This is a genomic window from Nitrospiria bacterium (genome assembly GCA_035517655.1).
Lineage (GTDB): Bacteria > Nitrospirota > Nitrospiria > JACQBZ01 > JACQBZ01 > JACQBZ01.
Genome location: DATIYJ010000011.1, coordinates 89,206 through 113,563, shown reverse-complemented (window position 1 = coordinate 113,563; position 24,358 = coordinate 89,206). Strand labels below are relative to the sequence as shown.

General features: G+C 56.1%; 22 protein-coding genes. 6 read left to right on the top strand and 16 right to left on the bottom strand.

Annotated elements, in window-relative coordinates; all coding sequences use genetic code 11:
* Positions 1-345 carry a histidine triad nucleotide-binding protein gene (locus tag VLY20_02185; GenBank protein ID HUK55449.1) on the top strand — a complete coding sequence of 115 codons (345 nt, stop codon included), beginning with the start codon at positions 1-3 and terminating at the stop codon, positions 343-345.
* A 103-nt stretch (positions 346-448) separates the two neighbouring features.
* Here VLY20_02185 and VLY20_02180 read toward each other — a convergent pair whose 3' ends face one another.
* Together VLY20_02180 and VLY20_02175 are read right to left on the bottom strand one after the other, a co-directional pair.
* Positions 449-1,081, bottom strand: a complete 633-nt coding sequence (locus VLY20_02180) for a hypothetical protein (GenBank protein HUK55448.1) — start codon at positions 1,079-1,081, stop codon at positions 449-451.
* A gap of 209 nt (positions 1,082-1,290) precedes the next feature.
* Positions 1,291-3,285 (bottom strand): ATP-dependent helicase, encoded by a 1,995-nt coding sequence (locus VLY20_02175; GenBank protein ID HUK55447.1) that lies wholly within the window; start codon positions 3,283-3,285, stop codon positions 1,291-1,293.
* 223 nt (positions 3,286-3,508) lie between these two features.
* On the opposite strand from VLY20_02175, the gene VLY20_02170 reads away from it, so the two are divergent.
* Positions 3,509-3,847: a hypothetical protein gene (locus VLY20_02170; protein ID HUK55446.1), complete on the top strand. Its 339-nt coding sequence runs from the start codon at positions 3,509-3,511 to the stop codon at positions 3,845-3,847.
* A gap of 28 nt (positions 3,848-3,875) precedes the next feature.
* Here VLY20_02170 and gspK read toward each other — a convergent pair whose 3' ends face one another.
* Positions 3,876-4,850: a type II secretion system minor pseudopilin GspK gene (gspK, locus tag VLY20_02165; protein ID HUK55445.1), complete on the bottom strand. Its 975-nt coding sequence runs from the start codon at positions 4,848-4,850 to the stop codon at positions 3,876-3,878.
* A 39-nt stretch (positions 4,851-4,889) separates the two neighbouring features.
* Between gspK and VLY20_02160 the strand changes: the two genes are divergently transcribed.
* Positions 4,890-5,789 (top strand): hypothetical protein, encoded by a 900-nt coding sequence (locus VLY20_02160; protein ID HUK55444.1) that lies wholly within the window; start codon positions 4,890-4,892, stop codon positions 5,787-5,789.
* Between the two features lie 5 nt (positions 5,790-5,794).
* Here VLY20_02160 and pilO read toward each other — a convergent pair whose 3' ends face one another.
* The 13 genes from pilO to VLY20_02095 all read right to left on the bottom strand — a co-directional run bounded on the left by pilO (position 5,795) and on the right by VLY20_02095 (position 20,662).
* Positions 5,795-6,382, bottom strand: a complete 588-nt coding sequence (gene pilO / locus VLY20_02155) for a type 4a pilus biogenesis protein PilO (protein HUK55443.1) — start codon at positions 6,380-6,382, stop codon at positions 5,795-5,797.
* The gene (gene gspL / locus VLY20_02150) at positions 6,379-7,998 is read right to left on the bottom strand and encodes a type II secretion system protein GspL (GenBank protein HUK55442.1); all 1,620 of its coding nucleotides are present in this window, start codon (positions 7,996-7,998) and stop codon (positions 6,379-6,381) included. Before gspL ends, pilO begins: the two co-directional genes overlap by 4 nt.
* The gene (gspN, locus tag VLY20_02145) at positions 7,998-9,026 is read right to left on the bottom strand and encodes a type II secretion system protein GspN (GenBank protein HUK55441.1); all 1,029 of its coding nucleotides are present in this window, start codon (positions 9,024-9,026) and stop codon (positions 7,998-8,000) included. Before gspN ends, gspL begins: the two co-directional genes overlap by 1 nt.
* Before the next feature lie 23 nt (positions 9,027-9,049).
* Positions 9,050-9,709, bottom strand: coding sequence for a type II secretion system protein GspJ (locus VLY20_02140; protein ID HUK55440.1), 660 nt, complete (start codon positions 9,707-9,709; stop codon positions 9,050-9,052).
* A complete protein-coding gene (locus tag VLY20_02135) occupies positions 9,706-10,116 on the bottom strand; it encodes a prepilin-type N-terminal cleavage/methylation domain-containing protein (GenBank protein HUK55439.1) in 411 nt (136 codons plus the stop codon). Before VLY20_02135 ends, VLY20_02140 begins: the two co-directional genes overlap by 4 nt.
* Positions 10,076-10,627, bottom strand: coding sequence for a type II secretion system protein (locus VLY20_02130; GenBank protein HUK55438.1), 552 nt, complete (start codon positions 10,625-10,627; stop codon positions 10,076-10,078). The genes VLY20_02135 and VLY20_02130 overlap by 41 nt, the downstream gene beginning before the upstream one ends.
* Entirely contained in the window at positions 10,602-11,066 is a 465-nt protein-coding gene (gene gspG, locus VLY20_02125) for a type II secretion system major pseudopilin GspG (protein ID HUK55437.1), read from the bottom strand. The genes VLY20_02130 and gspG overlap by 26 nt, the downstream gene beginning before the upstream one ends.
* Before the next feature lie 44 nt (positions 11,067-11,110).
* On the bottom strand, positions 11,111-12,373 hold the full coding sequence (gspF, locus tag VLY20_02120; protein ID HUK55436.1) for a type II secretion system inner membrane protein GspF: 1,263 nt from the start codon (positions 12,371-12,373) through the stop codon (positions 11,111-11,113).
* A gap of 6 nt (positions 12,374-12,379) precedes the next feature.
* Complete coding sequence (gene gspE, locus VLY20_02115) at positions 12,380-14,092, bottom strand: type II secretion system ATPase GspE (GenBank protein ID HUK55435.1); 1,713 nt, start codon at positions 14,090-14,092, stop codon at positions 12,380-12,382.
* Positions 14,093-14,100: 8 nt separating this feature from the next.
* On the bottom strand, positions 14,101-15,759 hold the full coding sequence (locus tag VLY20_02110) for a secretin N-terminal domain-containing protein (GenBank protein ID HUK55434.1): 1,659 nt from the start codon (positions 15,757-15,759) through the stop codon (positions 14,101-14,103).
* Positions 15,760-15,829: 70 nt separating this feature from the next.
* Positions 15,830-16,714, bottom strand: coding sequence for a type II secretion system protein GspC (gspC, locus tag VLY20_02105; protein ID HUK55433.1), 885 nt, complete (start codon positions 16,712-16,714; stop codon positions 15,830-15,832).
* Between the two features lie 115 nt (positions 16,715-16,829).
* Positions 16,830-18,611 (bottom strand): XrtA/PEP-CTERM system-associated ATPase, encoded by a 1,782-nt coding sequence (locus VLY20_02100; GenBank protein ID HUK55432.1) that lies wholly within the window; start codon positions 18,609-18,611, stop codon positions 16,830-16,832.
* A gap of 38 nt (positions 18,612-18,649) precedes the next feature.
* Positions 18,650-20,662, bottom strand: a complete 2,013-nt coding sequence (locus VLY20_02095; GenBank protein ID HUK55431.1) for a tetratricopeptide repeat protein — start codon at positions 20,660-20,662, stop codon at positions 18,650-18,652.
* Positions 20,663-20,961: 299 nt separating this feature from the next.
* Here VLY20_02095 and VLY20_02090 point away from each other — a divergent pair, with 299 nt between their 5' ends.
* The 3 genes from VLY20_02090 to VLY20_02080 are packed head-to-tail and all read left to right on the top strand — an operon-like array spanning position 20,962 to position 24,341.
* Positions 20,962-22,617, top strand: coding sequence for an AarF/UbiB family protein (locus VLY20_02090; protein ID HUK55430.1), 1,656 nt, complete (start codon positions 20,962-20,964; stop codon positions 22,615-22,617).
* Positions 22,614-23,870, top strand: coding sequence for a HEAT repeat domain-containing protein (locus tag VLY20_02085; GenBank protein ID HUK55429.1), 1,257 nt, complete (start codon positions 22,614-22,616; stop codon positions 23,868-23,870). The genes VLY20_02090 and VLY20_02085 overlap by 4 nt, the downstream gene beginning before the upstream one ends.
* 18 nt (positions 23,871-23,888) lie before the next feature.
* Positions 23,889-24,341, top strand: a complete 453-nt coding sequence (locus tag VLY20_02080) for a hypothetical protein (GenBank protein ID HUK55428.1) — start codon at positions 23,889-23,891, stop codon at positions 24,339-24,341.
* Positions 24,342-24,358 lie beyond the last annotated feature (17 nt).

The following is a 24,358-nucleotide window of genomic DNA, read 5'->3' as shown; positions in this document are numbered from 1 at the left end:
ATGACCCAATGCCTGTTCTGTCGCATCGTTAAAAAAGAAATCCCGGGCCGCATCGTTTATGAGGACGAAGCGGTCGTGGCTTTTGAAGACATCAACCCTCAAGCCCCCGTCCATATTCTCGTTGTTCCACGGAAACATGTCGATTCGTTGATGAACCTGACCCAAGGGGACAAGGAACTGATGGGTTCTCTTTTTATGGTCGCAAACGAACTGGCGAAGACGCACGACCTCAACCCGTCCGGATTCCGAGCCGTGATCAATACAGGACCGGGAGGCGGGCAAACCGTCTACCACCTACACGTTCATCTGATGGGCGGCCGTCAAATGACTTGGCCACCGGGCTAATTTCCGAAAAGCATCAAGTTGAAAGCTCGTGAAGACGCTCTGAAAGATTAAGGCACTTGTATCGAAGGTCGGTGTCACAAATCTTGACCAATCGAGGAAATTGTCAGTATTGAAACGGGAGATGGAGACTGAGCAGCGCCCTGTTTTCATTCGGCGCCATGCGATATTCCAAGACGAGTCTGGAATGTTGGGAGAGATCCTTCTGAAGGCTGGCCCCCAGAATATCGTGCCCCGCCAAGAAATAGGTCAGATTGGAATGGACCGAGCCAAAGCTCGTCTGGAAGTTCAAGCCAAAATCCGCGTTGTTGACCAACATCAGGCTGCTTCGAAGTGCGTCCTGGGTTAAGGAATCGTCATGATTGCCGGCATGATTCAAGGATGGCCCTTCAAAATTTACGTTCCCATCACTAACTTTCATATTGGCCGTCGTCATGGCCCGACTGTACTCCTTTAATGTGTAGAGGAGATTTACATCGTTAACGGTGTCCTGAAGGGCTTTAAATAGGGCCTGTCGAGTCACAAAACGGCTTTCCTCATTCCGTTCGGTGTCCGACAATAGGTAAGCCGACCCTGCGTTTGTCGAAATATCACGATAATAAAGTGAGAGGAGCGGGTATCGGTCGTTCAGTGTTTTCTGGAAAGCCAGATCAAGATTGTTGGAGAAGGTCGTCAGAAATGTTCGGTTGTTTTCCTGAATAACATCGGCCTGGGAAGGAGTATGTATAATAGGATTCAAGGTCCCATCAAATGCATATCCTCCGCGGGGAGCACTCGTCAGGATGGTTAACAGTAAGACTAGAGTATGCGAGCGGACTCTTTTCACGGTTTAAACCTTCACTCTTTTTTTTATTTCCAATCAATTTTTTGATCACTTTTGTGATTTTTTTTAAATTTACCACCTAACGGCGTCTTTGTCAAATTTACAACTAATTGATTTCTAACACTTTACTCTAAAAGCGACCATGCGTCGAACAACGCCCGTGGGATCTCAGTTAAGAAACGGCTGGGCCTTGATAAAACCGTTCCTAAAACCTTCTCATAAACATTTATCGGATATGTAATGTATAACTCCTTCTTGGCACGGGTGGCGGCCACATACATCAACCGTCGTTCCTCTTCAAGTTCCTCTGTATTATCAAATGAATACATCGATGGAAATTTCCCATCCAGTGCCCAGATAATAAAGACGGCATGCCATTCCAGCCCTTTGGCCGAATGAATAGTCGATAGAATAAGCTTTTCATTTTCAGGACCGTTATGCTTTGCTGTTAGATCGCTCTCGGAAAGGGATTCGGCCGGCGGTTCAAGCGTGATATCGCTGAGAAACTCATCGAGCCTAAGATAACGTTCTGTAATCGCATACAGATGTTCAAGATCTTTGATCCGTTTGGGGTGGTCGTCAAAGCGTTGCGATAGGAGCGGCATGTAATAATCGTAGACCCGATTCAATTGCTCGGAGGGAACCGAAACGGTCCCCCGAAGGTCTTCGAATAAACGGGCCACCTCTTTCAATACCGCCCCACCTGAACCTTGCAGAGATTGCGCTTTCAATGCTTTGAGCCAATCCGTTTCCTTGGCCATGGCCGTAATTATCATCTGGCTCTTTTTCAGCCCCACCCCTTCGATCAACAGCAGGAGCCGGTTCCAACTCACGGCATCGCGGGGATTCTGTATAACCCGGAGATGGGCGAGGACATCCTTCACATGAGTCGTCTCGATAAACTTAAAACCTCCCCGCTTCACAAACGACAGGCCATGCTTGGCCAATTCAATCTCAAGATCAAAGGAATGGTGGCTGGACCGGAAAAGAACCGCGATTTCCCCCAGTGGCACTCCTTCGTCTCGCAGTTCCGATATTCTCTGACAAACGAACCGGGATTGCCAGTTCTCGGTCTCAGCCCGGACCAGCACCGGTTGACGTCCTTCCTTTTGATGCGTAAAGAGATGTTTGGAATATTTTTCACACGCTTGGTTGATAATCTCGTTCGTCAGATTGAGAATCGGCTGCGTGCTTCGATAGTTCTCTTCCAATTTGAAAATTCGCGCCTTGGGAAACTCCGTTGGAAAGTCCATGATGTTCTTGAAGTGGGCCCCTCGGAAGGAGTAAATACTCTGAGCGTCGTCGCCGACCACCATGATGTTTTCATGCCGAGCGCAGAGGAGACGAACAACACGCGCCTGAATTTTGTTGGTATCCTGATATTCATCCACCATGATGGTCCGGTAAGTCTCCGAAAGTTGCTCGCGGATGTCGCGTCGGGTTTCCAGAAGCTCCCGAAGCTTAAGCAACAGATCATCGTAATCCAGAAGCGCTCTTTGTCCTTTGTACTCGGCATAGGCCTTTTCCAACCTTAGAATCGGTCCGAGATGCTCGGAGAAGTGGGGATAACTTGTGAGAACAATCTCTTCAAGGGCGATGGCCTTATTCACCGAAGCGCTGAAGATGTCGGCGAGGGTATTCTTGCGAGGGAAGCGTTTTTCACGATCCCCAAGCCCGCGAGCGTTCCGCAGGAGATGGATCGCATCCTCGCTGTCGGATCGATCCAGGATCGTGAATGCCGGATCCAATCCGATGGCCGTCCCATATCGTCGAAGGATGGTGTTGGAGAAGGAATGGAAGGTCCCTCCGGCCACGCGATCGCACGCGGTTCCAAGCAGAAGGCCCGCGCGGTTCAGCATCTCCTGAGCCGCTTTTCGGGTAAAGGTCAGCAAGAGAAGATTTTGAGGGGGCAAACCCGATTCGATCAGACGGGCGACACGATAAACCAGGGTGCGGGTCTTGCCGCTGCCGGCACCGGCGATGACCAAAACGGGCCCTTCCAAGGCGCTGACGGCGGCATACTGCGCCGGGTTAAGCTCTTTTTCGTAATCGATCGTAAAACGCGGTGAAGCCTGAGTCGTGGATAGCCGTTTTAAAACATAGGAATGATCTTCGATCACGTTTGATCCTTAGGGCTTGAATTTCACAGCTGTTCTGCGTACACTATGGCGTGACTCTCGTGAGAAAAAACTATTGAAGGATAACACATCCGAGATCGGGCTTCAAGCGGTTGATCACACAATACGTGAATAAGCAAAACACATGCGTTTCCGTCTAATTCTTGTTGTCACGTTCTTCAGTCTTGTCTTATGGAATCGGCCGGCCCAACCCGCGAAAGTGCCAATGCCGATCACTCCCCTTGCCGTCCATGCGCACCGCTATCAAGACTTCCAGCGGAACGCGGTTGTTTGCGAGGTGTTTGGCGAAATCAAAAACACCGGAAGTCAACCTATTAAAAGCTTTACGCTTCATCTTGAGATGCTGGACTCGAAAGGAAAGGATCTGACTCAGGAAGATCTGACGCTGCCGCTTCGCGTCATCGTTCCCGGAAACCCGAAGGGCGAGCTGCGGCCCGTGAATCCGCAGGAGATCGGCAACTTCATCCAGGACACAAAAAACTGTCCGGACCGGTGGCTTGAGGGAAGGATCAAGTACAGTATCAAATCGGTCCAGACGGAGTGATGCTTCTGTTGATGATCATCGCACCGGATTATTCGATCTGCCATGAAACAAGGTTTGCCTTGCTTCCTTGCCTCTGAATCATGGCCGTAATGACCTTCTCCGTATCATACATCTTTCCGCTCGATTTCACCGAGAAGTAACTGCTCTGAACCCCGATCTGCCTGGAACAGACCGAAGACGGATCCTTGCATGGAGTGGCAACCGCACAACCGAAAAAATCGGACATCGAGCTGTTTTCATACGGTCGACGATCCTGGATGCAGGCCGCGGTTTCCGGGTCGATATTATCATCCAGTGCCTCCAGAACCGGCAGGCCGGCCGTGTTGACATTGATTGGACGGGATGGGGATGAGACCGTCGTCACATAGGGCCGGATTTTCTTGTAGATCTCCGGCGTGACCCCCTTCACTAAAAGCAACTCCGAAAGTGTATCCATCAGACCCTTTTTGCAATGATACGGCGGATTCTGTTGTTGATAATAAAACTCGTCCAGGCAGTCGTGCGCGGCGTCCGGATCCACCCAATTCTTGATCGCCTCGACAATCGGATCGATCACCCCGGGATCAACTTCCAACACCCTCAACAGCCTTTTCAACATATAGGCGGCGTCGTCTCTTGCTTGACTACGATTATTCCCCAGACGGTTGATATCGATTTTGCCGGCCTCATCCGCGATCTCGACCGAGACAAACCCGTCACCCACGGGATAAGGAGGGATGGGTTGGGCCCAGAACTCGGTCAAGGCGTCATACGCTCCGTGGTGCAGGGCGTCATCCTTCAACACCGCGCGGGCCGCGGCCACGCCCGATTTCGCCAGATAGACCGCCTGCACCTCATCCCGGAAATTGGCGGCCGTAATCAAATTCACTTTGGCGCCGTAATCGAATTCCACGATGATCGCCGTGAGCAATACCAGGATCACCAGGGTCAGAAGCAGCGCGACGCCCCGTTCATCACCCGGCAGCTTACGGTTTCCCATATTCACGACCGCCCGACTTTTCATTTTCAATCCGACGACCATTCTGCTAAAATGGTTTCCGGGATGAGTTTATTCTTCTCCATTAGAAATCTCCTGCCGGCCCCCGGATTTGTTTGGGCTCTGGGATTTTTTTTTCTTCCGCTTCTGCTCACGGCCTGCGGCGGGAAAAAAAACCAAGGGGTCGAGGCGTTGGTTGTGGCCGATTTCGGGAATTCCGACCCCAGCGGCGACAACGACAGCTGGCCCGACAGATTTATTAGTCCCAACAATTCAACGGTCACGGTCGGGGTGAAGAGCGTTCAGTTAATCAAGCCGGGTGAAACCTCTCCATCGTACACCGTCTTCGATACCCAGAGCACCACTGCGCCCATCGTCCTTAATCTGACCACGACGCCCCAATCCGCCGATGTGAACTCCGTCTATCCAAGCGCTTGTCCCTGCGACTTCAGCCAAGTGCAGGTCGAACTGACCTATTTCGAGATTCAGATCCCGGTGTATGAAAACGGCGCCCCTGTTAATCGGCGCTTTCGCTTTTATACGCTCGATCTCACCGATCCGACTCTCGGGGTTCCGGTCGATGCGGGCGACGTCCTGGTCGGCAATGTGACGGACAACCCACAGTTCAGCTGGATCGACACGAGCGATGGAACTTACGTGCCGCTCGCGGCGACTCGGCCCACCGTCCCTCTGCAGGTCCCTGCAGCCCGATTCCCCCTTCACGACTACAATTCCCTCATCACAATCGACCTTCCCAAGTTCTTCACGATCCCGGACAGCCCGAAAGGCATCTTTGCCCTGACCCTGACCGTTCACGCGGGCGGCATGTTCTTCTATGACGAAACAGACGCCACGGCCCCGCAGAACACCCGCTTCGACCGCTTCACGGACGGCCGGTTGGATGCAAACCAGCCCAACTCTCATTTCTATCCCGTCTACCCAAGCATCGACGCCGCCGGTCCCTAGCCCGTTCAGCCGGATTTCTCATAGGTGCTGACGAGGAAGGTCACATCTAAAAATTGGGGATCGGCGTAACGCGTCTTAAAATGGAGGTTCTTGATCTTCAGGACATGCGGGGCCTGTTCGATCGCCGAGAGAAACCGCACAGCCTGATCCAACGTGACATTCTCGATCTTCATCTCGACCGACGTCTCCCGGTACTGGTCCACCGGCACGGCCGCCTGGGGCCGCATGTAGGCGATCTTTGACCGGACATCGGTCGTCCCGGCCAGAGACTCGAGAAACGACAGAAGTGAAAAATTCCCCTGGTCCTTTCCGATCCGTTCATCCAGAGCACCGACTTGGCCTTTGATCTGGACATATTCCCGACGAAATTGATCCAGCGTGGTCAGAGCTTCTTCCTTCTGACGGATCAGCCGGTCGATTTCTTTCGTCCGATCGAGGTAAGAAGTGGCCGCGGAATAAAGTCCGTAGAGGAGGAGCCCGACCAGGGTCACGCCGCCGATGATGATATAGATCCGCTCGCGGGATGTGATCCGGTCGCGTCGAAGGCGCGCCAGAAGTTGCCGAACAAAATCCGCCCGGAAAAAAGCGTTCATCCCGCTCCTTTCGGCGCCACGGTCATCGTCAAACGGAAGCGCACGCGGGATTGATCGGCGCTGACCTTCGCGTCGCTGACCGTCACGTCCTTAAACGCCTCGAATTGCCCCAGCGACGCCTTGATCTTATCCACCGACTCGAAGCTATCCGTCTCGGCCTCCAGCCGAAGTCGCCCCGGCTCGATTACAAAATCCTGAACCTCGATCTTGACCGAGGGAGGGATCCGCCGGGTCAGTTCGGCCATCAGCTGCAACGGGGACCAATCATCCAGTCCAAACAGAGCCGATTTCTTCCTCATCTCGGTAACGGCCGTCTTCGCCTGCTGAACTTCATCCACCACATTCTTAACTTCCGGGAACATGGCATGGAATTCCTCTCGGACTTGGGTCTTCAGTCCCTGATACTTGTTGACTTGAATGTTGTACTTCATGTAGAGATCCGTGGCCGCGACGGCCGCCACGAGAAAGGCCCCGATCCAAACGTAGCGCGCGCGGGTCGCCGATACCGAGGTCTCTTGACCGTACGCAAACTCGCCCTTGCGAAAGTTCATCCGCGACCCGTCGGCGGTTTGGGTTCCTTTCAGCGCCAGTCCCAAACTCATGGCCAAGGCCGGATCCCATCGGTTTCCGTTGTTCGAAGCGATCTTGGGCGTGTGGGTGGAAGTGCGCACCCCCAGTTCGGATCCGAGATAGGACTCCAGACCTTTGAGCTTGCTCCCTCCGCCGTAAAGGACCAGTTCGGTTACGGTAGCCCGGTCCGCCGTCGGTTCCTGCCCCTGGTAACCATGGAAGGTCCGGACCAATTCCGACACCAGCGTATCCAGCGACTGACCGATGATCTTGGATACCCCTTTCTGGTGAAGGTGCGGAATCCCGTCATCCATCAAACCGGCCTGTCGCTTCCATTCCTCGGCCTCGGCCGGAGAAATCCCGCACCCCTCCGACAGGGCCGCCGTCGCATTCCGGCCTCCCCACAAAAGGGTCCGCAGAAAACAGGGCTGTCCCCGTCGCAGGATGCAGACTACCGTCTTCGATGCCCCGATATCCAAGACGGCCGTATCGTCGCTCGCGCGATCTCCTTCGCCGGGCGGTTCGGGAAACGCGTGGCGCGCAAGATTCGCGAGGGCCATGCCGTCCAATTCCACCGATTCCGGATCAACACCGACCCGGATCAGCTGGTCCAGATAATTTTTCATCAGACTGCGTGGAACGGCCGCCACCAAGAGATGGGACTTGCCGTCCCCGATGTCCATGACCTGATAGTCCACCACCACCTCTTCCAGCGAATAGGGAAGAAGGGCTTCGATCTCAAATGGAACCACCTTTTCGAGTTTCCGGGCGTCCTGAAAGGGAAGGGTCAGGGTTCTCAGCGAGATCAGATGGAGGGGCACCGAAACCACCACGCGGTCGGTTGCCAACCGATGCTCCGCAAGCCATTCCTTCAATCCTGAAAACGGCTCCTTGGCCCATTCAAAGAGGTCTTGTGTCCTGGACCAATCTCTCTGATACGCTCCGGCCCATTCCAGACCCGTCAGTTTTTTTCGTAGAGAAACCGCTTTGACGCAAGAAGATCCGAGATCAAGACCCAGAATGGGCTGTGTCAGACGAAAGTTCATCAATTACGGTCTCCCTGAACGTTTGGTCGGACAGGCGGCTGCGGGAAGGGTCCGGGTGCGGAAGACAAACCGGGACGAGCCGGAGCCATCGTGGACGGAGGTATCGATTTAACCTTCCGGTCGGTTCCCGCGGGCAGACTGGAACCGCCTGCACCAAGCGCCGGAAACGGAGCTCCGTTTATATACGGAATCGGTTGTTTCAAAGGCCCCCGAAGCGCAAAATCCAAGCGGCCGTCGGGAGAGGCCAGTGTAGACAACAATGTAAGCGGCCCGCTCGGCTTGTGTAACGATACGCGCGAGTTAAAGTTCAACAGGCTTTCCATAAAATCCGCCCGGAGCAGGAGGCTTCCGCTGCCCACCAGATCCAGGGCCTCTCCCTGAACGGAAAAGTTTTCCAGGTTGCTCATTCCGGCTTTCAAGGTCACATTTCCGTTCAGACGCTTGAAACGGATTTCCCACTGTTTAAGTTCCACCTCCGCCGCCTCCAACGACAAGACGCCTTGCCCTTGCATCCAGTCCTGATTCATCCAATCATGCTCAAACCGATTGATCCGAACCGTACCAACCACGCCCTCGGATGGAAGTTGAAACACGGCGGCCAACTTTCCGAGCTGAAAACCCTTGCCGCTCGCTTCCAGGCGGTATTGCATTCCCTGGGGCGCCCGGCGAGCCGTTAAACGGCCGTGGGCTTCTCCTCCCCAGGCCCGGACCGCCAGGTCCAGATCGATATGTCGCCGAAGGATCGCGCCGATCGGCCAGCCGACCGATATCCGATCCACCGCCATCAAGACCGGAGCAGGATGTCCCGCCCGACTTATCTCAACTCCATCCCAGACCAGAAGGAACGGAAACCGAACACGACTGTTCTGAACCGAAACCTGAAGATCCGTGGCCCGTTCGATCTTGATCCGGATCCACTCCGAAAGTTTCTGCCAGGGGAACGTCAGATAGACAAAAACCGTGATCGTGATCACGGCGGCGGTGGCGTACCCGATGGTCGTGATCAATCCGGCCCGATGCCGACTCACCCATTGGAGCCGCCTCCTAAGAGTCATGATGCCTGGCCGATAGGGATATCGGTTTGTGTAATGAACTGACGTTCCTGACCGGAGTAATCTTTGATAATGAGCTGAATCTCGACCGCCTTCGGCAATCTCTTTTTATCCGCATCGCTCCATTGATCCAACCAATTCTGTCCATCAAAATACCGAAAATTCAATCCGATCACCGATTCGGCCAGTTCATATTCTTCAAGACTGTTCTCCGATGGCTCGAGCGGGACGGTCTCCTCCCGGTGCATCAGAACGCTCGTCTGAGTTTCCGGGTCCGGAACCAATGCATACTCCACGACCGTGACGGTCGGATCGGCGCTCCCCTCGCCGACGCGGGCGTAGGAAAGCGTCGTAAACTGAAGCGTATCCGCGGGCTGATCGCTGTCGGAACTGTCCTGGCCGACGAACATAAACACCGTCGGCCCGCCGGTCCCGGATGAGGGGCGCCAATACGCCGACCGCAGTTCGTTCGTCATTCTTTCCATGCTGATCCGGACCATCTGATCGATTTCGCTCTCCGCATCCACCTCCTTCGTGGACCTGAGCACGGCATTAAAGGTCTCATACAGAAGCGTCACAACGATCGCGACAATTCCCAGCGCAACCAGCAGTTCCAGGAGCGTGAACCCCCGCGGGTCATTCCAGTGTCCTCTCCTCACGATTGTTCATCCATCACAAAAGTGACCAAAACGACCGATTGCGAATGCTCGCCCTCCCGCCAGGCCACCTCCATTGTAACTTCCCGGGCAAAATCCAACGGGGTGGTACCGACTGTCTGGGTCCAATGGAACATATCGTCCGGCTGGGGAAAATCGCCGGCCATAATGCCGAGCGGAGGGAAACCTGCCATCTCCACTTCCGAGATCTTTTTCTGGGCCAGCAACGTGGCACGGGTCAAGTATCGGGCCTCCAGATGCTGAAGGATGTCACGGTTCCGGAGTCCCAAGAGGACCACAAAGGTCACGGCCAGAATGGAAAGGGCGACGACCACTTCCAAAAGCGTGAACCCCTTCTGGGTCGATCGATCAGAAGGTCGATTTGGTCGTCTCTTCCTGATACCCTTCATATACCTTGACCCGTCCCGTAACCGGGTTGACGACGAGCGTCAAGTTGTCCTTCTGCTCATCGGTTAAATGCACCGTCGTCTTATCCACGCGCCCCACGGGAAAAAAATCCATGTAGGCCACGCCCAGCGTCAATTTACCCTGATGCAGGGTGTCTACATCCGCAAACCGAACCGTTTCCGGCAGGCTTGTGCGCGTCACGATGTCGGAGTCCGCCCGGACAAACTCGCCTTCCCCGGACTGGACGGTCACCCAGTACTCCCGGCGGTCCAGGTCGAAATTCAGACGATAGATCTGTTTGGTAGCCGCGGCCCGATCGGTCAGAAAATAGACGGTCCGGACCAGATGACGGGCCGACTGTTTCAAGGCGCTGGAGCCGAAGTTGTGGATGGTCGGAAAAGCCAGGGCCACAACCACGCCGAGGATCAGCATCACCACGGCCAGTTCGAGATACGTGAAGCCTGCCTGCCGGACAGGCAGGCCCCGTCTATTCGATATCCCAGCTTTCCACATCGGCGTCTTTCCCTTCTCCGCCCTGCTCGCCGTCCGCCCCGTAGCTCATCAAGTCATAATCCCCGTGGGAGCCCGGACTGATATAGACGTAATCATGGCTCCAGGGATCTTTGGGTAGCTTGGGCAGATAGCCGCCTTCCCGCCAATGCGGCGGGATCGAGCCGATCGAGGGCTTCGTCACCAGAGCCGAGAGGCCCTGCTCCGTGGTGGGATAAACACCGTTGTCCAGTTTGTACAGATGCAACCCTTCTTCGATGTTCTTGACTTGGACTTTGGCCGCGGTCCGACGGGCCTCATCCGTCCGGCCCATGATTTTTGGCACGACGATTCCGGCTAGCAGCGCCAAGATGAACACAACCACCATGATCTCAATCAATGTAAATCCAGATTGACGCGAAAAACTCTCCGGAACCGTCAAAGCGGGAGTACGGCGGTTCATGCACCTCCGGTCCGCGGCGTTTCGAACAGCGTGATCCATTACTTTTACCTCACAATTTGGCTGAGTTCAAATATCGGGAGAAGAATCGCCATCACGATAAATCCGATGATCGCCCCCATCACCAGAATCATGACCGGGGTCATCAGGGACGTCAGCGTGCTGATGATGGCTTCCACCTCGTTGTCGTAAGCCTCCGAGACCTTGACCAACATCGGCTCCAGTTCGCCGCTTTTCTCACCGACAGCGATCATGTGCGTCACGAGCGGAGGAAACATTCCGCTCTTTTTCAACGGTTCGGCCAAGCTCTGGCCCTCCCCGATGTTTTGTCGGGCCCGATCGATCGCCTCGGCCAGCACATTGTTCTGAACGACGTTTCGGACCACGTCGAGAGCCTGGAGCAGGGGTACGCCGCCGCTGAGCAAGGTGCTGAGCGTCCGCGTAAAACGCGAAATCGCCACCATCAGGGTCACCCGGCCCATAATCGGGACCCGCAACACGAAGCGATCATACTGGATCCGGCCCGCGGGCGTCCTGATGTATTGCTGCAGGGCAAATATTCCAACGACAACGGCCAACAAAATGAGCCACCAGTAGTCGTTCAGGAAATGGCTGACCGCGATGAGAATCACCGTCGGTAACGGCAGGACCTGATTCACTTCCTCAAAAATCAGCGTGATCTTGGGAACCACAAACGTCACCAATCCCAGCAAGATCAATCCGCCGATGACCACCATGAAGATAGGATAGGTCAGCGTTGAAACGAGCTGATTGCGAAGCTTGACCTGGTGTTCAAGATAATCCGCCAATCGGAGAAGCATGCCATCCAGAGTGCCGCTCGCCTCGCCCGCCCGCACCATATTGATGTAAATCTCCGAGAACGCGGACGGGTATTGGGCAAGCGCCGTCGCCAGAGAACTGCCTTCCTTGACCCGTTCGCGAACGCCCGCCACGACCCGCTTTAACTCTCCCTTTTCCAGTTGATCCATCAGGGCCGAAAGGGCCTCCATCAACGGAAGCTTCGCCCCGGTCAACGTGGCCAGATGGCGGGTCATGAGGGACACCTCCATGCTTCCAACCCGTTCCGCCACCCGGATGCGCGACAGCCACGAAAGGGAACGGTCCGGATGACCCGATGAAGCGGCGGAATCGGAGCCGTACGACGCTTCGCCTGCCCCCTCCACGACATCGGTGGGATAAATGCCCGACTGCCGTAGCTTGGCCCGCGCGGTCTTTGGGCTGTCCGCGTCAATGATGCCGGAGATATCCCGGCCTTCGGTCGTCAGGCCCTTGTACTCGTATACCGCCATCGCGCGTTACTCCATCACCAGTTCTTCCTGCGTGACCCGCAAGACCTCTTCCACCGTCGTGACGCCGTCCAGCACCTTTCGCGCGCCGTCGTCCCGGAGCGTTCTCATGCCCTTTTCGACCGCGCGGTTCTTAATCCGGTTGGAATCGACCTTGCTCAAAATCATCTGACGGATCTCGTCATCGATGAGAAGAATCTCGTAAATTCCGGTCCGCCCGTGATACCCGGTCCGTTTACAAAGGCCGCAACCCACCGCGCGGTAAAAGGACGGCGGCGATGCGCCCGCCTTGAAACCCAATTTGGACAACTCCTGCGATGTGGGCGAGTAGGCTTGCCGACAATCGGGGCAGAGCAACCTCACCAACCGCTGGGCGAGGATCGCAATCACGGAGGATGCGACCAAAAAGGGCTCGATCCCCATGTCAATGAGCCGCGTGATGGCGCCGGCCGTATCGTTGGTGTGCAGGGTTGAAAAAACCAGGTGGCCGGTTAGGGAAGCATGTATCGCGATCTCCGCCGTCTCGGCGTCCCGGATCTCCCCCACCATGATCACGTCTGGGTCCTGCCGGAGGATGGAGCGGAGGCCGTTGGCGAATGTCAGGTTGATCTTGGGGTTGACCTGCATTTGCCCGATTCCCTTGAGCTGGTATTCGATGGGATCTTCGATCGTGATGATATTCTTGTCCGGGGAATTGATCCGGTTCAACGACGCGTACAGCGTCGTCGTCTTTCCGCTGCCGGTCGGCCCCGTGACCAGCACGATGCCATGACTGAGTTGAATCAGATGGAACATGGTCTCTTGATCTTGCCTCGTCAGACCGATGTCCTCAAGGTTCAATAGACTGGTGCTTTTGTCCAGAAGCCGCAGAACAACCCGCTCCCCGTGGGCCGTCGGGATGACCGAGGCACGGATATCGATATCCCGGCCGGCGATCTTGATCCCGATCCGTCCGTCCTGGGGCAAACGCTTCTCCGCGATGTTCATTCCGGCCATGATCTTGATCCGGGAGATGATGCTGGACTGAAACCGCTTCGGGGGGGACAGAATCTTGTACATGATCCCGTCAATGCGGTACCGGATCTCGAGGTCGCGTTCAAACGGCTCAATGTGAATGTCGCTCACCCGGTCTTTGACGGCTTGAAACATGGTCGAGTTCACCAGCCGGATGATCGGCGCCTCGTCCGTAACCTCCAGCAGATCGACCGGTTCCTGCAGCTCGCTGGCCAACAGGTCCAGGTTCTCGGTGCTCAGGTCATCAATGACCTGTTGCGCCGTATCGGAAGCACGGTCGTAGACTTGATTGATGCAGCTTAGTATCACTCGGGCGGGCGACAGGACGACCTGAACGTCGCAACCCAGCAGAACGCGGGCGTCATCCAACGCGGCGAGCTGGAGCGGATTGGCCGTTGCCGTCATCACACGGCCGTTTTCCTCGCGAAGGGGAAGCAGTTCGTACCGCTTTGCAAACCCGATCGGGATTTTCGATAGAAAAACGGGGTCCACCTGGGTCGGAAGGATATCGGGGATGAAGGGAAGATGAAATTGAAGACCCAGGGCCTCCAGCACCTCGCCTTCCTTCACCGCATGCATCCGGACCAAAACCTCTCCGAGCAGCCCGCCCTTTTCCTGCTGAAGAGCCAGGGCCTCGCGGATCTGTTCGGCCGTGACGGCAAACTTCTCTTGAAGAATTTCACCGATGCGTTGCCACGGGCTGGACATGGACGGAACTACCTCTTGCCCTGGGGAGGGTTGATACTTTTCAGAAATTGTTCGCTCAGGGTCTGGTTCCTCAAGTCTCCTTCGGCCAACGTCCGCTGCATATCGATGCTCTTTTGCTGCCGGAGCGCATCCAGATCCTCGTTTTCATGTACGAGGTGGGGGGTGAGGAAGATGAGGAGATTCGTTTTGGTCAGATGTTTCGACTCATATTTGAACAGCCAGCCGATGAGGGGAATATCTCCAAGTAGCGGGATCTTTGATTCCGACTTATTTACATTATCCGTCATCAAGCCCCCGATGACGACCGTTTGATTGTTGGACACGATGACGGTGGTCGTCGCCTCCCGCTTATTCGTGGTCGGTCCCAGTTGAACCAGAACCGCCTGCGGGGTATCCGCTAAACTGGAGATCTCCTGACGGACATCCATCCGGACGCGATCGCCTTCCAGGATCTCCGGCGTGAGTTCCAGCGTTACGCCGACATCCTGACGGCTGATCTGTGTTTGCGTCACCCCCCCCACCGTCTGATTGTTCCCGGTGATAAACGGAACATTCTGGGCCACAACGATCTTGGCTTTCTGATTGTTGGTTGTCAGAAGTTGCGGCGTAGACAGGGTATTGACATCCGAAGAGCTCTGCAACGCGCTCAGAAGCACCTTGACATTCACAGTGCTCAATCCGATGTTCACTCCTCCCGTCCCGGCCAAGGTCGTGAGGCTCGTCAGATCCGAAATATCTTCATTCGCACCGCCGTAGGCCGTTAGTTTTTGATTGGTCGACTGGTAACCGCCCACGGCGCCCAACTGGGTTCCCAATTGACGCAGCTTGTCCTGGCTGACTTCCATGATGACCGCCTCGACATAGACTTGACGTCGACGCACATCGAGTTTCTTGATCACCTCTTTCAGCATCTCATAATCCTTGGGGGAGGCCGTGATCAACAAGGCGTTCGTCGTCTTGTCCGGAATAATCTGTACGGTTCCCTCGAACTCGCCCGTGGCTTTGACGATCGGCCGCCCGGCCGGCGCCGGGGCGCCGGTCCGGGTCACGATGCTGGTCAGCAGCTTGGCGGTGTCTTCCGCGTTGGCGTTTTCAAGATAGTAAACATTGATATCCCGTTCCGGCGGGACGTCCGACGCCGGGAGAATCTGAATGACATCTCCGGCAGGAACGGCCGCGAGTCCCTTGATATCCAGGACCGACAGAAAGACCGGGTAGACCTTATCGACCGAAATCTTGGCGGGTGAAAAGATCGTCACCTTTCCGCGTACCCGTTCATCGATAATAAAATTTTTCCCGATCATTTCGCTGACGAATTTCACGAAAACCGGAAGGTCGACGTTGTTGAAATCAAGCGTGATGAGCCGTTCCTTGGCCGATTTTGGCGGTTCCGGTATCGGAGACGTTGCGGGGGGATTTTGCCTCGGCGGTTCCGCTGTCGGGGATGTAGACGGAGGGGATGGGGTCACGGTCGTTTCCGGAGTGGTTGCGTCTCCCCCTTTTTGATTTTGTTTGGGCGATTCCGGTGCCGTAGACGGGAGCGGCAAGGGGTGTTGGGTCTCGGAAGGTTCCTGAGCCTGAGCAATGGCCGCAACGTCGGCCTGCAGAAGAAATCCGGAAGACAGGACCGCCCCGAACATCAGAAAAATCCATTTCAAGATCGGCATGCGCTTCCGCATTTGACATGTTCGAACTCGTCTTCGGCGGCCGGGCGACCGCAACTCGACCCGAGTCCCTCTAACGAATTTCATAGGTGAACGACTCTTTTTGGTTGTTTCGCATCAGATCCATCGTGATGTTGGTTTCATCTTTCAGTTGTGTAAAAACCTGCATAAAGGTCTGGGGATCCTTGACTTCGATCCCGTTGATCTGCTGAATGACATCTCCGTTCCGCAACCCGATCCGCTCATAAAAACTCGACGGAGAGATCGAGACGATCCGGAATCCGTCGCTTTGGCCATTGGGGCCTAGGTCCGGCACCACACGCGCCTTGGTCAAGAGCTGCGGCAGATTTTCCAAGGCGGACGCCACCTCCTGCTTGTCCAGAACCCAACTGTTCTGGGGTCCGGCCGGTCGGGGGGTCACGGGGGGCGTCGCGGAGTTGGGTTGGTTTGAGGAGGTTCGGCCCGGCACAGCTTGGCCCGGCGTGTCTTCCATCTCAACCGCCAAGGTCTCCCGAACCTTCCCGCGTAAAAACGTCACTTCATCACGACTCACCTCGATCAGCTTGGCATCCGATCCAACAATATCTTCGATATGATAAAGGCTTTGTTCCTTGGTCCCGAGATCCTCAATGACGGCGAAGGATTCTTCCGGGCCGCCCACAACCGTTCCCACCAACCGGAGTCGGAGCGGCGGCAATTGAACCTCCTGAGGCGCCGTTTCTGCAGGGCTTGCGATGGCCGCCGCCGGTTTGATCCCAAAAATATTCCGGTCGATAATGGAGGAGTAAACTTCTGTTGTCGGTTTCACCTGCGCCTCGGTCGTGGCGGCCCATTCCGCCACGGGCGAGCGGGACGGCAAATCCAGTTGACGACCGATAAACAGGCTCACCAAATCGGCCACAAAATAACTAAAACCCAACAGAAATAGAACATTCAACGTCCAAAGATATTTTCTCATGGCGAATCTCCCCCCCATAATCAGCCTGGCCGGTATGCTGACGTAAACGCATTAACCTTGTTCAATTATAGACGTTTTCTTGATAAAGTTCAAATAGAAACGCTCCATATCCATTCTATAGATTCCCTGCTTGAAGTCCGGGCGTTCCCCGGAACATGACTCTCGATAAAACGAGGTAACTTTCGAGATCGAAAACCCCATCATCCTTTAGGCCGTATTTTTGCTTGAAAAAGCGAATGGCTCGTTTGGTATTCATGCCCATTATCCCATCCGTCTTTCCCACATACAGTCCCTGGATCTTAAGGGCCTTCTGAACCGTTTTGACAGACGGATCCGCCGTTTTCGTTTTTATTAATGGTAAAGCGATTCCGGGAAACCGTTTCCAGTAGATCATCCCTTCCTCTCCCCACAACCCCTTTAACACGTCCAGACTGACCGTGATCTCCCCGCTCAAAGGATCCAAGACCGTCGCATCCTTCTTGGTGAGATTGGTTAGCACCGCATAGGTGGTGGCCGTGGTATGGGCCCAATGTCCACGGATCACGCAGGGGTAATCAAGTAGGCGGATCCGTTTCAAGTTGACCGTGAAGAGATGGGTTGAAAACCCTTTCGCGGACATGAGCCGATCGGCATTTAAGGATTTGAATTCTTCGGCTGAAGGATTCTGGGGGGTCCCCCAGATTTTCAGAAGCGTCAATAAGGCTGCCTTGTACGTCTCTTCAGGACGGGTCACTCGAAACACACCGTTTTCGTCAAACCATCCGGCCCGGTTTTCTCGTGGTGACAATGTGACGGACTCGGCCGGTGGAAGCACGGCCGCCGGCGGCGGCCTGACGGCCTCGGTCGGGATGTCTGGAACCGAGTTCGAGGCTATCGAAGATTTCGGCGAGGCCGCATTCATAACGGAGGGGTGGGGATTGAACCAGACCGGCACTCCCCACACCAGAGCAGAAAGCAGGGCAAGCAACAAGCCGATGACGGTTGTTCCCATAGGCGTGAACCAACGGGTATCCGATTTGCGTTTCTTTTCCATCGGGCGGTGGCGTCGGCCGGTTTTCTCGACCGGCAGGTCTCGACGAACCGGGGTTGACGACGGCCCTTCGAGCTCCGCAGCCGCCTGGTGGACGGTCGCATCATCGACCACGTGGCTTTCCCGTGCGTACGCGGCCAGGAGCGCTTTATCGCACAGAACGTTGATCAGTCTGGGAATACCGCCGCTGTGCTGGTAAATCTTTTTAAGCGCCTTGGGCGTAAAGAACAAGCGATCCTGGCCTCCCGCTATTTTCAGACGATACATCACATACGTCTTCGTTTCCTCCAAATCCAGCGGATCAATGTGATATCGGATCGCGATACGTTGATTCAGTTGGCGCAGCGCGGGGAGCCGAAGCATCTCTCGTAGTTCCGGCTGGCCGAGCAAAAGGATCTGTAGCAGTTTTTCCTTCTCGGTTTCCAGATTGGAAAGCATCCGAATCTCTTCCAGGCACTCGATCGAGAGGTTCTGGCCCTCGTCAATGATCAGGAGGGCGTTCCCCCCGTCCGCCAAGGTACTCAGGAGAAACTGGTTTAGCCTCATCAATAAACCCTTCTTCGACGGGCCCTCCTCGGAGATCCCGAAGTCCTGGTTGACCGCCTGCAGCAGTTCGATCGTGTTGAGGCTGGGGTTGAAGATCATCGATGTCCGGACTTTTTTGTCCAGTTTTTCCAGCAGCAGCCGGGAAAGCGTGGTCTTGCCCGTTCCCACCTCGCCCGTCACAACAATGAATCCTTTCCGCTGCTCAATCCCGTAGCGGATATGATCGAAGGCCTCTTCGTGTTCCTTGCTGAAGAAAAAAAATCGGGGGTCGGGGGTTAGATTGAAGGGCGGCTCGTTAAACTGGAAGAACTTCTCATACATTAACGACCAAATCCTCGTTAACCCGTTTCTCGAGGTCTTTATTCATAGCGATTGCCGTTCAGGTCCGAATACCGCACCCGCGTGTCCTTCTGGATTACCGTTCCGGCTCGAAGACCGGTCTTGGTCTTTACATTGACTACAAACACCTTTTTTTGATTCGGCGCCAGCTCCGTCACCTGCCACACCAAACCGCCTTCCGGCCGGTCGGACGGTTGCGGATCGGAATTGACATATTCCAGCTCGGTTGGAAGCAGATCCGTAATGACCACGTTCCGGGCGATTCCGGAACCCGAATTGATGGCGGTCAGTTGGTAGGAAATAATCCCGCCCGGGATGCTGTCCCGAGCGCCTTGCTGCGTCGAAACCGTCACGATCGGCAACGTGTAATGGAACACTTTGGTCGTGCGGGCCGAAACCGCACGGTCCAGCTTGGACTGGGCCATGAGACGCGCCTCGAGTTTTTGCCCATCGGCCTGCCGAACCGGAACGGTCACATGAACCATCACCGGAAAGGCTTCCCGGCTGCCCAACGGCGGGGTCTCGGTCAGGACCGGTTCTCCGGATTCATACCGGCCGTCGTTATTTTGATCGGTGTAGACCAGACCTTCGACGGCTTCATCGCCCTCCAGGCGGAGGCTGAAACTGTCCGCACCGTTGCCCATATTTTTGACCAGGTACGGAAGATCCAAAATATCGCCGGGCGTCACGGTCATTTCCTCCCGCGATCCCTCCAGGTTTACCATCGCCACTTGTTCCACCGTCACCAAGGGGGACGATAAGAGCATCGGCTCACCGCCGGCCGCCATTTCGAGTCCGCCCCGGTTGGTGATTTCCTGCCCCGCCGTCGCCTCATCCCCGACCTTGAAGCGGACCTCCATCCGTTTGGAAGATTGGCTGGGAAAGTTATCCAGCGTCCAGGCCAGCGTGCGGGAGGCCTGTTCAACGATGTTGGGCGTCGGCTGAGCCGAGAGAAAGATCAGGTTGGGATGATAGGTGTACTGAAATTTCACCTCCCGGGCTTCGGCGCTTCCGGTATTCTGGAGGACCAGCGTATAGCTCAGGCGATCGCCCGGTTTGACGCGCTCCTTGTCGGCTTTGAAGTCGGCTCGAATCAAGGGCCCCTTGGAATTCACGGCGGCCTTCACCAATTGTGAAATGTTCGGATCGAACGAAGAGGAGACCAGAATCTCAAACTCTTGCCTCTGCCCGTCCGGCGTTGTCGGAGGAAGATGAAGTACGAGGACGGCCGAAGCCGAACGGTTGACGTCAAGCGACGGCGTGGCCTGGACCGCCCGTTCACTCGCATCGATCTGCCCGTTCCCGTTGCTGTCCAAGTAGAAGACGGGCTGATATTCGGGCGGAAGCGTCGTCCGGAAAGTAAAGCTGTCCTCGGCATTGCCGGTATTGGTCACCTGAAACGGGATGGCGCCCGACTCCCCCGGGTAGACCGAGAGCTGCACCTCCTTGGCCTCGACCTTAAGGTCGGCCACTTGCGTAATCGTGAGCGAAAATCCTTTTGACGATCCGCCGGCGGGAACGGGCAGGGTCTGGACCACCGGCGGTTTGGTTTTTCGCGGAGCGGGCGGTTTGGGAGCGGGAGACGGCGCCGCACTCTTCGTCGATGGAGAAGCGGGAGGAGAGACGGATTTCTCGGCCACCTTCGGTGGCGGAGCCGGCTTTGAAGGTTTTGGAGCGGTCGCCGGAGGAACGGCTTCTGCGACCGGCGGTTGCGGTTTAAGCGATCGAGCAGCCACTTCCTTGTTCAGTTTCGGAACCAGCGGGCTATCCGGAAACTCCCGTTGAAGCTCGTGCAAGATCGTTTCGGCTTCGGAAGTCCGATGAAGGTCCAGATAGGCCCGGCCCAGCCAGTAGAACGTCAGGTCACGAATGTTGCTCTTCGGGTATTTTTTCAGAAGCTCGTTGAACTTGGTCGCGGCCTCCTCGGGATGCTTTTTTTCCATCAGGGACTGGCCCTGGTAAAAAAGAGTCGTGTCTTCCTGTTCCTCGGCAGCGGCGATATCGGCCCAAAGCAACGGCAGAAGTATGAGCACAAGACAAGCGGAGAATAGGATCCTCCGCATCGTCCAAGGACAACGGGTCATAAGATGGAGTCTCGGTCGCATGAGGGGCCTGAACCAATGATAATCTGTCATATTTCAAATGGATTGTCAACAGACACGGCCTCTCCCCCGTAGGACGAACGACGGAAACGGCGGATCCTGTTCGGCCGCGGACCGAATGCCGTCATCGGTAAGGCAGTCCGTGACATAGCCCAAGACGCAATGTCATCGACGTTGACTCTCCCAGAGGCGTATGATATAAACTTGGCACTTTACCGAAGGGGTCCTTCGTGCCATTTCGCTCCCGGCTAGGCTTCCGAGTCATCCGGATTCTTTCCTTTGCATTGGATGTCGCCGTCTCCTACCGCATTCATTTCTGGTGTTCGCCGTTTTACCGCGAAGAGACCCTCCTCCGGAGGCGTTCCCGTTTACATCAGAAGAAGGCCGACCGACTGTGTCGTCTGGCCATCGAACTCAAAGGCATTCTAATCAAACTGGGACAGTTTTTGAGCGCCCGGGTCGATCTCCTGCCGGAGGAGTATACCCGAACCCTGGCCCAGCTTCAGGATTCCATTCCCCCAAGCGATTTCGCGGTGATCAAACGACGTCTGCGGATGGACCTGGGTAAAAGTCCTGAGGAGGTATTCGCGGTCTTTCACGAAACCCCGATTGCGGCTGCTTCGCTTGGACAGGTTCACGAGGCCGTTCTCAAAGACGGACGAAGGGTCGCGGTCAAGGTCCAGTACCCCGGAATCCGGCGGATCGTCCAGGCGGATCTTCGCGCGGCGCGTTGGGCCGCCGCGTTTCTGCAACGGTTTCTCCGTCAGATCCGCTTCGACATCCTCTACCAGGAATTTTCCCGGATCCTCCAGCAGGAGTTGAATTACCTTCAGGAAGCGCGGAACGCCGAGCGGTTTCGTCAGAATTTCGAGGGGGACGACCGGATCGTGGTCCCCGAAGTGATCTGGGACTACACGACGTCGCATGTCCTGACGCTGGAATTCGTGGACGGAATCAAGATCGCCGAATTCGAGGAGATCCGGGCCGCGGGCGTGGAACTCCCGGCCCTGGCGCGGCTTCTGATGGAGTCCTACATGAAGCAACTTTTCGCCCACCGGTTTCTTCACGGGGATCCGCATCCCGGAAACCTGTTCGTCCGCCCGGGCCCGACGTCCGCGGACGGCCTCGCCCGCGACCCGGTTCTGATTTTCGTCGATTTCGGCCTGATGCAGCCCCTCACGCCCGCCATGCGGGAAGGCATCAAGACCACGGTCGGAGGGATCATCGACCGGGATATCCCCCTCATTATGCGGGGGCTGGCGGACCTCGGCTTTATCGACCGCGCGGGCGATCACCACGCGATTGAAAAAGTGGCGGCCTTTTTCATCGAGAGATACCGGGACATTTCGCCCAAAGCCTTCCAAGAGATCGGCATCGGCGACATCGCGTACGATCTGCACCAGATCTTCAGCGTCTCCTCGACGCTGCAGATTCCCAACGACTTCATCCTGATCTGGCGGACGCTGGGGATGCTAAACGGGATCAATTCCAAACTGGATCCGAACATGAACATCATCGATCTGGCCAAACCTTTCGCCGTTCCGTTTATCCGATCGGAAGAGGATGCGTTCGACCGGCTGTGGAAAACCGGACGGGAGATCGGCGGCTCTCTCCTGGCTCTGCCCAAGACGCTGGAGACCTTTCTGACCCTGGCCAACCGGGGCGAGTTCAAGACCAAGATGTCGTCGGATGACGTCACCGGCGCCTTGCTGAGGCTTTATCGGTTGGTTTACCGCGCCATCCTGGCGGCATTTCTTCTGGCTCTGCTGATCATCGCCCGTTTTTTCCAGCATCAGGGGGACACCTTGGAAAGCCGCACGGCCTGGGCCGCCGCGATAGTCCTGGGCGGCTTTCTCGTCCGGTCTCTTATGAAGGGTCGGCGATGAGCCGGTGGCCCGTTGGAAAAAAGGCCTTTCAGATGACCGGTCTGGCTCTCCTGTTGATCGTCATCGGTCTCATTCTGACCCGATCGTTGTCCAAACAGGGTCTGAACTTTCAAATCCGGGAAAGGTCTCTCAAGATCCTTCAGGACACTCTCCAGGAACAGGATCCGTTTTCGCGCGGCGCGGCGGCCAAGGCGATGGGAGACAGCCGTGATCCGGCCGTTCTTTCCTGGCTTGCGACCGCCTCGAAAGACACCGATTCCACCGTTCGCCTTTTTACAGTCGAGGCCGCGGCCCGCTTCGGCGCTCAGACGGCGATTCGGTTCATCGATCCGGCGCTGGCCGATCCGGACCCGTCGGTCCGGCTGACGGCCGTTCGCGTCCTGAGCGGATTGAAATCCGCGGCCCCTCCATCGCTCCTGAAAAAAGCGTTGACGGACGAAGACCCGGCCGTACAATTGCTGGGACTGGGCACCGCCGTCGGTGCCCTGGGAATGGATTCGTATCCCGGCGCGCTCAAGATTTTTGAGAAGGCATTGAAAAACGAAAATCCGGAAACCCGTCTCATCGCAGCGACGGGTCTCGGCAAAACGGGCGATGTCCGCGCATTGCCTCTGCTCGCACACACCCTCCGGGACCCGGATGCCACCGTCCGGAGCTACGCCGCCCAGGCCCTGACCGATCTCGGCACCGTTCATGCCGTTCCGGTGTTGTCCAACGCGTTAAGCGACCCCGATGCCGGAGTCCGCAGTCAGGTCGCGCTCGCGCTGGGCGCGTACAGAACATCCGACGTCTCTATTCTGCTTCAACAGGCCGCCCAAGACAGCGATCCGTTCGTAAGGCTTTCGGCCGCCGTGGCCTTGTCCAAACAGAACGACCCTCAGACCCTGGATTTGTTGAAAAGAGCCCTGGCCGATTCCGATTACGGGATTCGTAGCGCGGCCGCGCGGTCGTTCGGAGAAATTGTTCCGTCGGAGGACCCGGACTTTGGAAGAAAGGCGGCTGCGCTGCTTGTGCCTTTGTTGAAGGATCCCTCTTCGAGAGTGCGCTCGGCCGCGACGCGCGCACTGGGGATGATCGGAAAACCCGAGGTCTTGCCGGACCTGACCGAACGGCTGAACGATGCCGAAGGATCCGTGCGATGTTATGCGGCCGGCGCAATTCTGCGGATCCTTCATGAAGCGCCGCAAACGCCAGCGACGCGTCGCGATGCGTCGCTACAAAACCCGATGGTCTTTCGCACCCATCCATCCTAAGAAAGGAGTTCTGTTCCGATGAAATCGTTTTTTAAGTTCATCTCTTTTCTGTTCCTATTGATCGTTGCATTCGGAGCCGGATATCTCACGGGCTCTTTCAAGGCGGAAAAGCTCAACCGGCTTTTGACCGCCGCCAAGTCCGAAATGTCGATGAAAGTCGTCGGCCTGGAAGGCGAAGTCCGTTCACTGCGGTTTCGAATGCAACTCACGACGGCCCGCGACCGGATGCTTTCGGCCGAGAACAACATCAAGGAGCGAAATTTTGGAACGGCCGAGAAGGAATTGACGTCGGCCAAGGAGGAGCTTCATACCGCGCTCCCGATGGCGTCAAAAGAAGTCGGGGAAGCGCTGACCGGGCTGGAAAGTTCCCTTGGTGGCGTGATCGAGACCGTTCACCGGTCCGATCCGCGGGCCAACACGAAATTGAAGGAGGTGAAGACGGGGTTGGACCGGCTGATCAACCGATCCTGATTCGGCCGATGTTAAAA

Excerpts from the sequence above, each read along its gene's own strand:
- gspF (HUK55436.1), bottom strand. The coding sequence starts at position 12,373 with ATGGCGGTATACGAGTACAAGGGCCTGACGACCGAAGGCCGGGATATC.
- VLY20_02100 (HUK55432.1), bottom strand. The coding sequence starts at position 18,611 with ATGTATGAGAAGTTCTTCCAGTTTAACGAGCCGCCCTTCAATCTAACC.
- gspK (HUK55445.1), bottom strand. The coding sequence starts at position 4,850 with ATGAAAAGTCGGGCGGTCGTGAATATGGGAAACCGTAAGCTGCCGGGT.
- VLY20_02185 (HUK55449.1), top strand. The coding sequence starts at position 1 with ATGACCCAATGCCTGTTCTGTCGCATCGTTAAAAAAGAAATCCCGGGC.
- VLY20_02080 (HUK55428.1), top strand. The coding sequence starts at position 23,889 with ATGAAATCGTTTTTTAAGTTCATCTCTTTTCTGTTCCTATTGATCGTT.
- VLY20_02130 (HUK55438.1), bottom strand. The coding sequence starts at position 10,627 with ATGTGGAAAGCTGGGATATCGAATAGACGGGGCCTGCCTGTCCGGCAG.
- VLY20_02135 (HUK55439.1), bottom strand. The coding sequence starts at position 10,116 with ATGAAGGGTATCAGGAAGAGACGACCAAATCGACCTTCTGATCGATCG.
- VLY20_02085 (HUK55429.1), top strand. The coding sequence starts at position 22,614 with ATGAGCCGGTGGCCCGTTGGAAAAAAGGCCTTTCAGATGACCGGTCTG.
- gspE (HUK55435.1), bottom strand. The coding sequence starts at position 14,092 with ATGTCCAGCCCGTGGCAACGCATCGGTGAAATTCTTCAAGAGAAGTTT.
- VLY20_02110 (HUK55434.1), bottom strand. The coding sequence starts at position 15,759 with ATGCCGATCTTGAAATGGATTTTTCTGATGTTCGGGGCGGTCCTGTCT.
- gspC (HUK55433.1), bottom strand. The coding sequence starts at position 16,714 with ATGAGAAAATATCTTTGGACGTTGAATGTTCTATTTCTGTTGGGTTTT.
- VLY20_02160 (HUK55444.1), top strand. The coding sequence starts at position 4,890 with ATGAGTTTATTCTTCTCCATTAGAAATCTCCTGCCGGCCCCCGGATTT.
- pilO (HUK55443.1), bottom strand. The coding sequence starts at position 6,382 with ATGAACGCTTTTTTCCGGGCGGATTTTGTTCGGCAACTTCTGGCGCGC.
- VLY20_02170 (HUK55446.1), top strand. The coding sequence starts at position 3,509 with ATGCCGATCACTCCCCTTGCCGTCCATGCGCACCGCTATCAAGACTTC.
- gspG (HUK55437.1), bottom strand. The coding sequence starts at position 11,066 with ATGAACCGCCGTACTCCCGCTTTGACGGTTCCGGAGAGTTTTTCGCGT.
- gspL (HUK55442.1), bottom strand. The coding sequence starts at position 7,998 with ATGAACTTTCGTCTGACACAGCCCATTCTGGGTCTTGATCTCGGATCT.